Origin of the sequence: Pseudoalteromonas ulvae UL12, from assembly GCF_014925405.1 — a bacterium.
Classification (GTDB): Bacteria; Pseudomonadota; Gammaproteobacteria; order Enterobacterales; family Alteromonadaceae; genus Pseudoalteromonas; species Pseudoalteromonas ulvae.
On record NZ_AQHJ01000030.1, the window covers coordinates 1 to 14,813 of the forward strand.

16 protein-coding genes are annotated in these 14,813 nt (G+C 41.3%); 6 read left to right on the top strand and 10 right to left on the bottom strand.

What is annotated here, in order from left to right:
• The first annotated feature begins 206 nt into the window (after positions 1 to 206).
• The gene (locus PULV_RS13615) at positions 207 to 740 is read left to right on the top strand and encodes a gamma carbonic anhydrase family protein (RefSeq protein WP_086745836.1); all 534 of its coding nucleotides are present in this window, start codon (positions 207 to 209) and stop codon (positions 738 to 740) included.
• Here PULV_RS13615 and PULV_RS13620 read toward each other — a convergent pair.
• Complete coding sequence (locus tag PULV_RS13620; protein WP_086745835.1) at positions 737 to 994, bottom strand: DUF1488 family protein; 258 nt, start codon at positions 992 to 994, stop codon at positions 737 to 739. The genes PULV_RS13615 and PULV_RS13620 overlap by 4 nt on opposite strands.
• Positions 995 to 1,816 carry a shikimate dehydrogenase gene (gene aroE, locus PULV_RS13625; protein ID WP_086745834.1) on the bottom strand — a complete coding sequence of 274 codons (822 nt, stop codon included), beginning with the start codon at positions 1,814 to 1,816 and terminating at the stop codon, positions 995 to 997.
• 32 nt (positions 1,817 to 1,848) lie between these two features.
• On the opposite strand from aroE, the gene PULV_RS13630 reads away from it, so the two are divergent.
• On the top strand, positions 1,849 to 2,298 hold the full coding sequence (locus PULV_RS13630; protein WP_086745833.1) for a group II truncated hemoglobin: 450 nt from the start codon (positions 1,849 to 1,851) through the stop codon (positions 2,296 to 2,298).
• Positions 2,299 to 2,347: 49 nt separating this feature from the next.
• Here PULV_RS13630 and hemF read toward each other — a convergent pair whose 3' ends face one another.
• The 5 genes from hemF to PULV_RS13655 all read right to left on the bottom strand — a co-directional run bounded on the left by hemF (position 2,348) and on the right by PULV_RS13655 (position 6,825).
• The gene (gene hemF, locus PULV_RS13635; RefSeq protein ID WP_086745832.1) at positions 2,348 to 3,262 is read right to left on the bottom strand and encodes an oxygen-dependent coproporphyrinogen oxidase; all 915 of its coding nucleotides are present in this window, start codon (positions 3,260 to 3,262) and stop codon (positions 2,348 to 2,350) included.
• A gap of 166 nt (positions 3,263 to 3,428) precedes the next feature.
• Positions 3,429 to 3,992, bottom strand: a complete 564-nt coding sequence (locus PULV_RS13640; RefSeq protein WP_086745831.1) for a DNA topoisomerase family protein — start codon at positions 3,990 to 3,992, stop codon at positions 3,429 to 3,431.
• 120 nt (positions 3,993 to 4,112) lie between these two features.
• The gene (locus PULV_RS13645; RefSeq protein ID WP_086745830.1) at positions 4,113 to 4,586 is read right to left on the bottom strand and encodes a DUF494 family protein; all 474 of its coding nucleotides are present in this window, start codon (positions 4,584 to 4,586) and stop codon (positions 4,113 to 4,115) included.
• 1 nt (position 4,587) lies between these two features.
• The gene (gene dprA / locus PULV_RS13650; RefSeq protein WP_193332005.1) at positions 4,588 to 5,679 is read right to left on the bottom strand and encodes a DNA-processing protein DprA; all 1,092 of its coding nucleotides are present in this window, start codon (positions 5,677 to 5,679) and stop codon (positions 4,588 to 4,590) included.
• 24 nt (positions 5,680 to 5,703) lie between these two features.
• Positions 5,704 to 6,825: a LysM peptidoglycan-binding domain-containing protein gene (locus PULV_RS13655; RefSeq protein WP_193332006.1), complete on the bottom strand. Its 1,122-nt coding sequence runs from the start codon at positions 6,823 to 6,825 to the stop codon at positions 5,704 to 5,706.
• Between the two features lie 121 nt (positions 6,826 to 6,946).
• Here PULV_RS13655 and def point away from each other — a divergent pair, with 121 nt between their 5' ends.
• The 4 genes from def to trkA are packed head-to-tail and all read left to right on the top strand — an operon-like array spanning position 6,947 to position 11,139.
• On the top strand, positions 6,947 to 7,456 hold the full coding sequence (gene def / locus PULV_RS13660; protein ID WP_086745827.1) for a peptide deformylase: 510 nt from the start codon (positions 6,947 to 6,949) through the stop codon (positions 7,454 to 7,456).
• Between the two features lie 23 nt (positions 7,457 to 7,479).
• The gene (gene fmt / locus PULV_RS13665; RefSeq protein ID WP_086745826.1) at positions 7,480 to 8,433 is read left to right on the top strand and encodes a methionyl-tRNA formyltransferase; all 954 of its coding nucleotides are present in this window, start codon (positions 7,480 to 7,482) and stop codon (positions 8,431 to 8,433) included.
• Positions 8,426 to 9,715 carry a 16S rRNA (cytosine(967)-C(5))-methyltransferase RsmB gene (gene rsmB, locus PULV_RS13670; protein WP_193332007.1) on the top strand — a complete coding sequence of 430 codons (1,290 nt, stop codon included), beginning with the start codon at positions 8,426 to 8,428 and terminating at the stop codon, positions 9,713 to 9,715. The genes fmt and rsmB overlap by 8 nt, the downstream gene beginning before the upstream one ends.
• A gap of 47 nt (positions 9,716 to 9,762) precedes the next feature.
• On the top strand, positions 9,763 to 11,139 hold the full coding sequence (gene trkA, locus PULV_RS13675) for a Trk system potassium transporter TrkA (protein ID WP_086745824.1): 1,377 nt from the start codon (positions 9,763 to 9,765) through the stop codon (positions 11,137 to 11,139).
• Between the two features lie 150 nt (positions 11,140 to 11,289).
• On the opposite strand, the gene PULV_RS13680 is transcribed toward trkA, so the two are convergent.
• The 3 genes from PULV_RS13680 to pepQ all read right to left on the bottom strand — a co-directional run bounded on the left by PULV_RS13680 (position 11,290) and on the right by pepQ (position 14,783).
• Positions 11,290 to 12,741 (bottom strand): TrkH family potassium uptake protein, encoded by a 1,452-nt coding sequence (locus tag PULV_RS13680; RefSeq protein WP_086745823.1) that lies wholly within the window; start codon positions 12,739 to 12,741, stop codon positions 11,290 to 11,292.
• A gap of 38 nt (positions 12,742 to 12,779) precedes the next feature.
• A complete protein-coding gene (locus tag PULV_RS13685) occupies positions 12,780 to 13,397 on the bottom strand; it encodes a YigZ family protein (RefSeq protein ID WP_086745822.1) in 618 nt (205 codons plus the stop codon).
• 63 nt (positions 13,398 to 13,460) lie between these two features.
• A complete protein-coding gene (gene pepQ / locus PULV_RS13690; protein WP_193332008.1) occupies positions 13,461 to 14,783 on the bottom strand; it encodes a Xaa-Pro dipeptidase in 1,323 nt (440 codons plus the stop codon).
• Between the last annotated feature and the right edge of the window lie 30 nt (positions 14,784 to 14,813).

Genomic DNA, 14,813 nt, shown 5'->3' on the forward strand with positions numbered 1-14,813 from the left:
GGTCGCATTATAGAGCGGCGAACTTTTTTGGCAAGGGTTATTTTAATAAAAATGTAAAAAACATGGCTTTCGTTCAAATAAAGAGCGATAAGCTTTAAAAACTTACATTTAGTTAATCTCTTAATTCAATTTATATACATTTAGTAGACGACCCCTTCCTATTTACTTACTCTTACTTGTAGATTTTTTATTTTTAAGGCTTACCTATGACATTGCGTTCTTATAAAGGTCATTTACCTAAAGTTTGTATTAATACATATGTAGACGAATCAGCTGTTTTAATTGGTGATATTAGTATTGGTCATGATTCGAGTATTTGGCCATTAGTGGCTGCAAGGGGTGATGTTAATTATATCAAGATTGGTGATCGCACAAATGTACAAGATGGAGCAATATTACATGTAACCCGCCCGACACCCGATAATAGTGCCGGTTACCCATTAATCATTGGTGATGATGTCACCATTGGTCATCAGGCTATGTTGCACGGTTGCCATTTAGGTAATCGAATTCTAGTAGGTATGAGCGCCATCATTATGGATAACGTAACTGTCGAAGATGATGTCATTATTGGCGGTGGAAGTTTAGTGCCACCAGGCAAAACCCTTAAGTCAGGTTTTTTATACGTTGGCAGTCCGGTGAAGCAAGCTAGAGCACTGACACAAGATGAAATAGATTTTCTTCTTGTGTCAGCGAACAACTATGTAAAACTCAAAGACGAATATTTACTGGAGGATTAAAAGAATTGAGTTGTAATAATGATTTGCCCTTCGTTGTTGAAGCACTCCTCCTCAATTAGCTGCTCGGCAAGGTCTTCATAATCAAATTTGAATTTATTAAAGTAGCTCAGCGGAGTTTCTTCGCTGAGCTCTGAAAAGCATTCCATGTTAACAATACATATAACTGTAGAGCCTGCGGCCATAGCACTAAATTGGAGTGCATTTTCATTTGATAAATACTGTGCATCATCGTTGAATATAATTGCTTGATTCATTTATAAAGCCTTATCTTTAGCGAGTCTAATGACTTGCTCAACTGGTGGGAATGTATCCCGCCATACATTATATGCTTCAGCCGCTTGGCCAATCAGCATCCCGATACCATCAAGCATTACCGCATTTTTATTGTGTGATTTTGCCCAAGCAATAAAGATTGTTTCTTTATCACTATATACCATGTCATAAACGGCACTCGCTGATTGAATATGTTCAGCCGTGATATTCGGTAATACCCCTTCTATGCTTGATGATGTTGAATTGATGACAACGTCGTAATTTGCAATAGGTAACTCATGAAAATCATATACTGCAATATCAATATATTGAGAAAATAACTCAGCCAACTGTTGCGCTTTATTTTTGGTTCTATTAACAAGAGTAATGCTCGCGGGCTGTTGTTCAATTAGAGGCAGTAAGACTCCTCGGGCTGCACCACCTGCGCCCATTAATAAAATATGCTGACCTTTGAGAGTGATGTTGTTGTTGAGTAAGTCATTCACTAAACCTGCGCCGTCAGTGTTATCTCCGTAGAGTTCACCACTTTTCAGCTTTTTTAGTGTATTGACCGCTCCAGCACTTTGAGCTCTGTCACTTAACTGATCACACAGTTCAAATGCTTGCTCTTTGAAAGGCATAGTCACGTTTGCACCTAGCCCTCCAGACACAAAAAAGTCGTTAACTGCTGCTGAAAAACCATCAAGCGGTGCTAGAATCGCTTCATAGTGCACAGGTTCATTAAGAAGCTCTGCAAATTTATGATGAATTGCAGGTGACTTTGAATGCTTGATCGGATTACCAAAAACTGCATATTTGTCCATTTAAACCCTCAGCTAAAATTTGAATTTTTGTTATGAAACAATTAATACAACGCATATTTACTAAACAAGGCACTGAAAACAAGCCCAATGAAGCCCCCTCTCCAGAAAAAACACCGTATGAATTAATTGGATCAGAGCAAGGCACTCGGGCATTAGCAAATAGATTCTACGACATAATGGCTGAAGAAACTTACACTAAACCTTTATATGATATGCACCCACAGCCATTAGATCGCATACGAGAGGTGTTTTTTGAGTTTCTATCCGGTTGGTTAGGCGGTCCAGACTTATTTGTAGAAAAACATGGCCATCCAATGTTACGAAAACGACATATGCCATTTCCTATCGATCAAGATTTACGAGATCAGTGGATGTTTTGTATGAATAAAGCTTTAGATTTGGAAATTGATAACCCCCTCCTAAGAGAGGGATTGCGCCAATCCTTAGCACAACTAGCCAGCCATATGATCAACAAGAACTAATTTGCATGTATTAAAAAGGCGCAACTCTATGCGCCTTGAAGTTTTTCAATTATAAATGAAGCCAATCTCTTGGTTTGAGGTAATCGTTATACAACACGGCCTCAGCCGTCTCAGCCTCCGGCGTATAGTTGTATTCCCAACGCGCCAATGGTGGCATAGACATTAAAATAGACTCTGTTCGGCCCCCTGTTTGTAAACCGAATAAAGTCCCTCTGTCCCACACTAGATTAAACTCAACATATCGGCCACGCCTGTATAACTGAAAATCTCGCTGAGCAGCTGTAACAGGAGTCGCTTTGCGTTTTTCTATAATAGGTAAATAGGCATCTAGGAATCCATGACCGACTGCTTGCATAAATTCAAAGCTTTTCTCAAAACCCCATTGGTTTAAATCATCAAAAAACAACCCGCCAACACCACGAGTTTCATCGCGATGTTTTAAATAAAAATACTCATCACACCACTTTTTGTAATCATCGTAAACTGTGTCTCCAAACGGGTCACATAGATCTTTGGCAACTTGATGCCAGTGCTTCACATCTTCTAGTTCAGGATAAAATGGAGTTAAATCAAAACCCCCTCCAAACCACCAAATAGGTGCCTCCCCTTCTTTTTCAGCAATGAAAAATCGAACATTGGCATGACTGGTTGGAATATGAGGGTTTTTTGGATGAATAACCAACGAGACTCCACACGCATGAAAGCTGCGACCAGCAAGTTCCGGGCGATGAGCGGTTGCAGAGGCAGGCATTGAAGCGCCAAATACATGGGAATAGTTCACCCCACCTTGTTCGATGATAGCGCCGTCAGTGATAACTCGAGTACGACCGCCACCACCTTCTGCGCGCTGCCATGAATCCTCAACAAACGTTGCTTGCCCATCTGCCAGCTCAAGTCCTGAGCAGATCGTATCTTGTAGTTCGAGTAAAAATGCTTTTACTGTTTCTATATTTACCTTTGACATTGTTACTCTCTAATAAAGATATAATTTTACTTTTTATGATTTTACTTAGCTTTGTCGCACTTCCCAAGCCCTAAATAAACAACCGTTATTAACATCTAATCAACTAGGCATATCGCAGATTACTTTCAGAGCCAAATATCTTTCACTGAATAGTGAGATAGAGCAACTACTGTTTTAACTTAAAGCCACATGCTTTTTGAGGACACAAAAGTGTCACAGATGAACTCGTGTGCTTTTCAAGCATAATGCCCCAACCACACAGAGGACAAGCTTGATCAACCGGTAAGAAGTTAACAATGTATTTGCAGCTTGGATAACCATCGCACGAATAAAAGTTTTTACCAGATTTGTTGCTACGCTTCACTAAGTGATGTTTATGACATTTAGGGCATTGCGGTAGCTTAGCTGTTTCTTCCTCTATTTGTGATGCAATATAGTGGCAATCAGGAAACCCTGAACAGCCAATAAACATACCATAACGACCATTTTTAACGACTAAAGGACGGCTACATTGTGGACATGGAGAGTCATCAAGTACCTTTAGAACATCAACTTCATGTTCTACTAGCGGCTTCGTGTAGCTACAGGCTGGGTAATTAGCACACCCAATAAATGGTCCTGACTTACTATGACGGATCACAAGCTCCGAACCGCATTGAGGACAAATTTCATATTCTTTTTCTAAGGCATGCTCATGGGCTGCAAATAAAGAATGATCGATTTTACTCATCTATTAACCTGTACTCGTTCAATTTGCGCTCAATATAATGCAGTGATGGGCTGGGTCAAGTAAAACCCAATAAAATAGGGGCAAAAAACCCCTTTAGTTATGCGGAGAAAGCATGAATAACTAGTGCAACAAACCTGTTGGCTCATCAAATAGTAAATCCTCCATTTGAGCATACGCTTGCTCTTTACCGGGTACGTTAAACAACACCATCAAAACAACCCACTTTAGATCTTCAAGACCTATGTAAGCTTTATCAAGTGCAAAGAGTCTGTCTATTACCATTTCACGGGTTTCACTGTCGATGACATTAATCTGCTCAAGAAATAACAAAAAACCTCTACATGTAACATCGAGCTTTTCACATTCAGAATCAGTAAAAATTCTCACTGATTGCACGGGTTTCACATTTAAGTAAGGTAATTCATCACAATGCTGTAAATCAGCTAATTGCTCTAACCAATCAAGAGCTTTGTAAATCTCGGCTCGATTAAAGCCCGCTCTGATCAGTTCATCTGTCAGCTCACTTTGCTCAACATAGACTTCAGATTCGCTATGAATATAATTCTCAAATAAATACATGAGGATATCAAACATATTAGTAACTCCTCAGTTTGATATAGCCACCAAGAACACGCTCCACTTGGTTTGCTAACTCTAAATCTAATAATCGGGTTAATAGCTGCTCAACCGGAATCTGAGTTCGCTCAGCTAATACATCAACTGAAGTTGCTTCATATCCGAGCTGTGTTAAAACAGGATCTACTTGCTCTAAATTATCGACCTCTACTTTATTATATAGACCGTTTTTAACTAAAAGACCTAACTCTTCAAAAATATCATCAAGCGTTTCGGTTAATTTAGCCCCTTGCTTAATCAAGTAATGACAACCATGTGAGTAAGGATTAAATAGCGATCCAGGGACTGCAAAAACTTCCCGGTTTTGTTCAATTGCATAGCGAGCAGTAATCAGCGAACCACTTTTTATTTCAGCTTCTACAACCAATACCCCCAAAGACAAACCCGCAATAATACGATTTCGTCGTGGAAAGTGACTAGCGTGCGCTTTCGTCCCAGGAAGAAGCTCACTCACTATCAAGCCACTTGATAGTAACTGCTCAAACAACAAACGATTTTTCTTGGGATAAATGACATCAACACCTGTACCAACGACTGCGATCGTCTCACCACTGACCGCTAACGCGCCTTTATGAGCTGCAGCATCAATCCCACCAGCCAGCCCAGAAGTCACGACGATCCCTTGATGACTCATTGCAGATGCAAATTCAGAAGCTATTTCAATACCATTAGGAGTAGCGCTTCGACTACCAACAACTGCTATTTGTGATTTGCACAACAAATCAATATTCCCTTTACAGAATAAAATTAAAGGTGCAGCGCTGATTTCTTTTAATTGTGAAGGGTAACAAGGGTGGGAATAATAGATTGCTGTAATGGCGTTCTGAGATAAATAATCAATTAAAGTATCAATATAATACCAATTCGGATGGAGCAGTTGTTTGATAATATCACTTGAGAGACCAAGCGATGCTAACTGCGCTTCATTAAACGTTAAAAGATGAGTTAATTCTGTATGTTGCTTTAATAAATCCAGCTTCTTTGGACCCAACCCTTTGCACAAATAAAAAACGAGCCACATTTTGAGCTCGTTATTTTGCTGTTCTTCCATGCTCCCTCCTTAGAGCCTCTCGATTTACAGATCTACATTAACTGTATCCCCTAACCGAATTGGCATCATTGTTTCCATAATGATGGCATAACTTAAGTTGTTATAAACTTTAAATACCATTAGTTCTCCCACCTTTTCTGAAGGGGGAACCCAAAGCTTACTTTCAGCATTCGACTCATTAAATAAGCCTTGCACTGAAGCCGTCATTTTGTCGTAACGGGATGTATCTTCATAATATTTAGGGCCATCCGTCCCATCTATAACCTTAGGTGATGGACGACGAATATCCAATATATGTCCAGCTTTTAATTCGTTATCAGTGCCTCGGTTAATAACCACAACTTCATATTTGCTAAACTCTGTATAGTCATTCGTTGAAGCAATAATACTGCCGTTAATATCTGTTGAAGGACGCGTTAAACTGAAAAATGCTGGCAACGATTGACCTTCCATTGCAGGCATTAAAAAATCACCCGCTTTGACTTCTTGCTTAACATTTTTCACTCGAACAGAAGCCGGCTCACCTTTTGCTATATCACCACTTCGAAACGCACGAGCAGTACCAACAAGTTTCGCTTTATGTGCCAAAACTTCTTGCGACTCAGGATCGATAAACTCAGCCCCTTTGCGGTAAATACCATAAAACTGACTGCGGACTAAATCCCCTTTCACATACAAAATATGATCTGTTACTTGGCTTTTCACCGCTTCGTTAGCACCGAGGACATATGGTTTACTTGCAATCGTCTCTTCATCGAGTGCTTGTTCATATGTTAAATAAGGACGTAAAAACTCCAGTGGTACAGTTGGAATCGCATCCGCCTTTTTCAATGTTTTACGCACACCTGGTGATAACTTCTTATATTTTTGATTCATCACCAACATAGGTTGGCCATCTGCGTCATACACTAACGTCAGCATATCACCCGGATAAATTAAATGAGGATTATCAATTTGTGGATTCATACGCCACAACTTAGGCCAAAGCCAAGGTTGCTCAAGATAAATTTCTGAGATATCCCACAAAGTATCACCTTTTTGCACAACGTATTGTTGTGGAGCATCTTTTTTGATGGTTAATACATCAGCAATGGATGGAAATGTCATTGCTAAAGCAAAAACCGTCGCTGTAAGCTTTTTAATCATGCTAGCTTCCTTGAGCTGTTTTTTATTATTCTTAATCTAAACCTGTAAAAGGTGACCAGTAATGGCTAAAATAAAAACATAACACAATCTGACTCTATACACATAACATTTAAAGGTAAATATGGCTTTTTTAGAAGTTTTACGCTTTCCAGATGAACGTCTTCGCACAGTTGCCAAACCCGTAGCTCAAGTTGATGATTCTATTAAAAAGATTGTTGCTGACATGTTCGAAACTATGTACCAAGAAAACGGTATCGGTTTAGCGGCTACACAAGTGAACATTCACCAACGTATTGTGGTGATCGATGTATCAGAAGACAAAGAAGAACAACTTGTCTTTATCAATCCTGAAATCACAAAAAAAGACGGGTCAACGGTTAGCGAAGAAGGATGCCTTTCTGTCCCTCATAGCTATGCAAAAGTAGATCGTGCCGAGACTGTCACGGTCAAAGCCACAAACATTGACGGGCAGGAGTTTTCATTGGATGCCGATGGGTTATTAGCGATTTGCATTCAACATGAATTAGATCACCTTCAAGGTAAACTCTTTGTTGATTACCTCTCTCCTCTCAAGCGTCAACGTATTCGTACCAAGCTTGAAAAAGAAGCAAAACTCGCTGCTAAAGCATAATTAACCTGATATTGGATATTCGAGTGACACAAGCATTACGCATTATTTTTGCGGGCACGCCAGACTTTGCTGCCCGCCACCTGCAAGCACTAATTGATTCAGAACACCAAGTGATTGCTGTCTACAGCCCACCCGACCGCCCTGCGGGTCGCGGTAAAAAACTCAAAGCATGTGAAGTAAAAGAACTTGCTGTCACTCATGATATTCCTGTTTTCCAGCCTGAGTCCCTTAAAAGCGAACTCGTGCAACAAGAAATGGCCGCTCTTAACGCCGACTTAATGGTCGTTGTCGCCTATGGTATGTTGCTTCCATTAGCGATATTGAACACCCCTAAATATGGCTGTATCAATGTGCACGGTTCTATTTTACCTCGCTGGCGTGGTGCTGCTCCTATTCAACGCGCTATTTGGGCTGGAGACGCAGAATCTGGTGTAACAATTATGCAAATGGATGTAGGACTTGATACCGGTGATATGTTATCTATCGCGACCTGTCCAATTGCACCTGATGAAACCAGTACCACCTTGTATGAGAAGCTTGCGCAACTGGGTCCTGATGCACTTATCAAAACAGTAGCAGATATCGCAAACGGCAAAGCGATGGGCACCCAACAAGATGATACACGTGCTAATTACGCCCATAAGCTCTCCAAAGATGAAGCGAACATTGATTGGACAATGGATGCCGCGCAAATTGAGCGCAACATTCGTGCATTTAACCCTTGGCCTATTTGCTTTACTGAATTTGCAGGCCAGACCGTCAAAATTTGGCAGGCTGAAGTGGTCAAGCAGCAAGGGCTAGCTGGTGAAATATTACAAGCGGATAAAAATGGCATTGTTGTAGCAACGTCTGATCAAGCAATAAAAATTACCAGCCTTCAACCGCAAGGTAAAAAGCCAATGACAGCACAAGACTTCTTAAATGGCCGCTCTGAATGGGTAACGATTCAATCTTTTGCAGGTCAAAACAATGAATAACCTCAGAGCCTTAGCCGCTGAGGTGCTATATCAGGTGGTCGATCAAGGGCAATCCCTTAACCAAGTGCTCCCAATTGCAGCCAGCAAAGTCAACCCAAAAGAAAAAGCGTTACTTCAACAACTTTGCTATGGAGTGCTACGTTACTTACCTAGCTTAGAGCATTATTGCCGCGAGTTATTGGCTAAACCACTCAAAGGTAAACAGCGTGTTTTCCAATTTTTGCTGTATGTGGGCATTTACCAACTACAACATATGCGGATCCCACCTCATGCGGCCGTTGCAGAAACAGTTAATGCTTTGCAAGCGTTAAACGCTCCCGGCTTAAAAGGGTTAGTCAATGCCGTGCTTCGCAATTTTCAACGCCGACAAGATGAGTTAGAACAAGCTGCTGAGCAAAATGAAGTCTGTAAATACAATCACCCTGGCTGGTTTATCAAACTTATCAAGTCTGCCTACCCAAAACAGTGGCAACAGATATTGGCAGCAAACCAGCAACAAGCACCAATGTGGTTGCGAGTAAATCAACAACATCATACAACCCAGCAATATCTAGATAAATTAAACGGTGCATCTATTTCTGCCCGTTTAGTTGATGGATTTACTGATGCGATTTTACTCGATTCAGCTTGTGATGTATTTAGCCTACCCGGTTTTGCTGACGGTGCATGTTCAGTGCAAGATGGCGCTGCGCAAATGGCCGCTCGCTTACTTGACCCGCAAGAAGGTGAACGTATTTTAGATGCGTGCGCCGCACCTGGAGGTAAAACGTGTCATATTCTTGAGCTTGCAAATAAACTCGACGTGATCGCTCTTGATTGTGATCAAAGCCGTTTAAATCGAGTGCAAGAAAACTTGGACAGAATAGGCTTATCAGCCACCTTGCAATGCGCAGATGCCAGCACACCCGATACGTGGTGGGACAAGCAACTCTTTGATAAAATTCTGCTAGATGTGCCGTGCTCCGCAACAGGCGTTATTCGTCGTCACCCCGACATAAAATGGCTTCGTCGTGCGGCAGATATTGAGCAACTTGCCACATTACAAGCCAGTATTTTAGAAACTAACTGGTCTTTGTTAAAACCCGGTGGCACACTCATTTATGCTACATGCTCTGTGCTACCTCAGGAAAACAGCGATCAAGTGAAGGCATTTTTAGCCAAGCACCAAGATGCAGTTCACCAGCCATTGCACAACAATGACACTTTAGCACAGCCTGGTTGGCAGTTTTTACCTGAGCTCAATGACGGTTTTTATTACGCAAAAATCACCAAAAAACTCTAACAAATGGGTTAACGCTGTTAACCCTACTATAAGCGATTTAGTCATACATGAAGATAATCATATTAGGTGCGGGCCAAGTAGGCGGAACACTTGCAGAAAACTTAGTTGGCGAGAAAAATGAAATCACAGTTGTCGATATCAATGCTGACAAGCTCAGAGAACTACAAGACAAATATGATTTACAGGTCGTCTCTGGCCACAGTGCACACCCTGAGGTATTACGCCGCGCAGGAGCTGAAGATGCCGATATGATCATCGCCGTCACAAGCTCAGATGAAGTCAATATGGTTGCTTGCCAAGTCGCTTACAGTATTTTTAATACCCCGACAAAAATTGCTCGGATCCGCTCTGAGCAATACTTACGCTATAAAGAACAACTATTTCATAACCACGATTTACCCGTTGATCATTATATTGCGCCAGAACAATTAGTGACGAAATACATTCGTCGTTTAATCGATTACCCTGGAGCCTTGCAGGTCTTACAATTTGCCGAAGGTAAGCTATCACTCGTTGCGGTCAAAGCCTATTATGGTGGCTTATTAGTAGGTTATGCTCTTTCTGCACTCAAAGAACACATACCTAATGTTGAGACCCGCGTCGCGGCTATCTATCGCCAAGGTAAACCAATTAAACCTCTGGGCACAACCGTTATTGAGGCCGATGATGAAATCTTCTTTATCGCGGCGACTAAGCATATTCGAGCAGTCATGAATGAACTGCAAAAGCTCGAACGCTCATATAAAAAGATCATGATCGCGGGTGGCGGTAACATTGGTGCAGGGCTTGCTCATTCACTTGAAAAAACCCATAGCGTCAAATTGATAGAACGCAATTTATCCCGTGCAGAGCAGCTATCTGGCATGTTACACAATACCGTAGTGTTTGCCGGTGATGCATCCGACCAAGAGTTACTCTCTGAAGAGCACGTAGAGCAAGTGGATGTTTTCATTGCCGTCACTAATGACGATGAAGCAAACATTATGTCAGCCATGCTCGCCAAGCGTATGGGGGCACAAAAAACCATGGTGCTTATCCAGCGTGGAGCCTACGTCGATTTAGTGCAAGGTGGTGAAATCGACATCGCAATTTCACCTCAACAAGCGACTATTTCAGCTCTGCTCACACATGTACGCCGTGGTGATATTGTCAATGTGTACTCTTTACGCAAAGGAGCTGCTGAAGCGATAGAAGCGGTTGCTCATGGTGATGAAACCACCTCAAAAGTTGTTGGTAGAGCCATTGTCGATATCAAACTCCCAGTTGGAACGACCATAGGCGCAATTGTACGAAATGACGATGTGGTGATTGCTCATGACAGTACCGTCATAGAATCTGGCGACCATGTAATCATGTTTTTAATCGATAAAAAGCAAATTCATGTTGTCGAAAAGCTATTTCAGGTTAGCGCCATTTTTATGTAACCCGATCATTAAAATGCAAAAGGCGAACATGAGTTCGCCTTTTTATTGTTGTTTTAAGATAAGTGTTTGAAAATCAGCCATGAAGCATCTCTCCTGTCGTCATCCATGACTCCACTTCGGACAGCTGCGAAGCTGTGCTTCGGTCTGTCCTCACCCACGCCAGAATGTTGGCGTAAATAACACTAATAATGTGAATATCTCTAAGCGACCAAAGACCATCGCAATGGTTAAAATCCACTTAGCCCCATCGGTGATATCTCCATAATGAGCAGCTACATCACCAAGACCCGGACCTAAGTTATTCAAACAAGCAGCCGTCGCAGAAAAAGCGGTAATGTTATCAAGCCCAGTGCCCATCAGCAGTAACATGATGATAACAAAGACCAACGCATAGGCTGAGAAAAACCCCCAAACCGCTTCAATAACTTTATCAGGTAACGCTTTGCGGCCCAATTTAATTGAATAAATGGCACGAGGATGAACTAAACGATTTAACTCGCGGATCCCTTGTAAATACAGCAAAAAGACCCGCACCACTTTCATTCCGCCACCAGTAGAACCCGCACAGCCCCCGATAAAACTAGAAAAAATAAGTAAGATAGGTAAAAACAATGGCCAAGCAGAAAAATTATCCGTAGCAAATCCGGCAGTTGTGCTCATCGACACCGCTTGAAACATTGCCTGATCGAGGGTTTCATCGCCAGTTTGATAGACTTCCTGTGATGACAGAACGCTAAAACACAACAATATTAGCGCAGCTTGAATGGCCAAAAAAACTTTAAACTCAGGGTCGCGAATATAAACTTTTAGATTACGACTTGCCACAGCCGCATAATGCAAAGAAAAGTTCACTGCCGCAATGATCAAAAAGAACACACAAATAAAGTTAATCAATGGGCTATCAAAGTAACCAAGTGAAGCATCATAGGTCGAGAAGCCACCAATCGCTATGGTCGAAAACGCATGGCAAATTGCATCAAACCAGTTCATTCCTGCCGCCCAATAAGCGGTCGAACAAGCAACAGTCAGAGAAACATAAATATACCAAAGGTGCTTAGCAGTATCGGCAATTCGCGGAGTCATTTTTGAATCTTTCACCGGACCCGGTGTTTCTGCACGATACAACTGCATACCACCGACGCCTAACATAGGCAAAACGGCAACCGCTAATACGATGATCCCCATCCCACCGAGCCACTGTAATTGTTGACGATAAAATAGCACTGCTTTGGGGAGAAACTCGATGCCGGTTAATACTGTAGCCCCAGTTGTTGTCAAACCTGAAAAAGATTCAAATATTGCATCTGCTAGGGATAATTTTGGTGCATCTAAAAATACTAACGGCAACGAGGCAAACGCCCCCAGAACAAGCCAAAACAGAACAACAATCAAAAAGCCCTCTCGCGCTTTTAAATCACCGTTTTGCTTTCGATTAGGGTAATAAGCCATCATGCCAATCACTAAGCTAAAAATAAACGCTAAGACGAATGGCACCCCTCCGCCATCTTTATAAATTAAAGACACCAGCGCAGGTGGGATCATCGTGATGCTAAACATAGCCACCAGCTGACCGAGTATTTTTATTATCGTGCGAAACTGCATGTGTGTTTTTGATCCCTAATTATTATCACAATATTGTCTTACGCTTTGATTTTTAACTCAACTGTACCATGCGTGATTTCATAAATATCTGCAATGGCATTTTTTGCTTGTCGCGCATCAAGTGCAATTTGCCAGGTAATCACATCACTAAATTGTTTATCAATCGCTAAAATTTGGTACTCAGTATTTAAACGCTGCTCAATCAAGCCTTGCTGTTGGTAATTACTGACTCCAACCAAAATCGTCTCAGGTACTTTATTTAAGGTTATGAGTGTCGCAAGGGCATTATTTAAACTGCCCCCATATGCGCGCACCAAGCCACCCGTACCGAGCTTTACCCCACCAAAATAGCGGGTTACCACCGCTGTTATTTCGCCTAGTCCAGAACCAACTAATACATTGAGCATCGGCTTACCTGCTGTCCCATTAGGTTCACCATCATCAGAAAAACCCAACACATGACTGCCACTTGGACACCCAGCCACATGCGCCCAACAATTATGGTTGGCATCAGCATATTTAGCAGCAATCATTTTAATAAACTGCTTTGCGCTGTCTAAATCTGGAGTATGGGCAATATGAACGATAAACGTGCTTTTTTTTATTTCTTCTTGATAGAACACACTCTTTGCAGGATAACGATACTCATCACTCATTGTTTTCTCTTCATTGCATAAAAAAAGAGCCAAATAAGGCTCTTTTTAGTTTACTCGACACGCTTACGCTAAATTAAGGTCACGTGTCATATTTTCATTATGATCGGCATGGACAATAATATTGTCTTCAATACGAATGCCACCAAACGGCTTAAATGCTTCAACTTTTTCCCAATTGATATATTGGGTATTTTCAGTTTGAGCCAACTCAGCAAGTAACGAATCAATAAAATATAACCCAGGCTCAATGGTGAACACTTGGTTTGCTTCAACAATTCGGGTACAACGTAAGAACGGGTGACCTTCAGGAGCCGGTTGATGCGTTCCGCGTTCATCTGCCATAAATCCACCCATATCATGGACTTGTAAGCCAAGGTGATGCCCTAAACCATGAGGGAAGAAAGTTGATGTGATTTTCTTCTCAACTATTTGCTCTGGGCTTAAATTCACGATACCGAAATCACTTAGAATTTGTGCGATTCCTTGATGGCATTGCACGTGTAAATCACCGTATTTCAAACCCGGTTTTAGCCCTGCACATAATGTTAATTGCAACTCATTCACCGCAGCAATTAACTCTGCAAACATACCTGACTGATTAAAATCATAAGTACGGGTAATATCTGCTGCATAACCATGAAAACTAGCCCCAGCATCAATCAAAAATGAACGGCTTGTTTGTGGTGCATTCATTTCAAGTTTTGTGTAATGTAAAATCGCGCAGTTTTCATTTAATGCCACAATATTACCGTAAGGCATTTCATTTTCTGTATGACGAGTCGCTAACAAATACGCATGTTGAATATCATACTCTGCACCACCAGCATAAAATGCTTTTTTAGCCGCTTCATGGCCTAAAACAGCTAAACGGTTTGCCTCTCTTAAACACACTAGCTCGTATTGTGTTTTATAAGCACGGTGATAATGAAAATAATTTAATACGGGCTCTGGATTGATTTCATTAAAACCAAGCGCTCTTGCGACCTCTAAATACTCACCTATATACGCGTATTTCGCTTTATCATAAGGTAAATGCTTTTCGACTTGATCAGGAATGAGTAGCAGCTCAATATCAAAGTATTCTGCCCAAAAATCGTTTGGTTCATCTGGCACTTTATGCCAAAAATCAACAGGGCGATAAAAAATTAATTTTGGTTTATCTATCCCATTGACCACTAACCAACAATGTGGATTATCAATAACAGGTAGCCATGCTTTAAAGTGAGGGTTGACCTTAAATGGGTAATCCATATCGTCTAAAAACTGACGTTTAGCTTGCCCCGAATGAATCACTAAACCTTCGAGTCCTTCAAGCGCTAAAATCGACTGTGTTCTTGTTTGCAATGTTGCAATATGATCTGCGTAAAGTGCAGCTAATTTATCCATAACTCAATCATCTCTCAATATGTGCTGTTA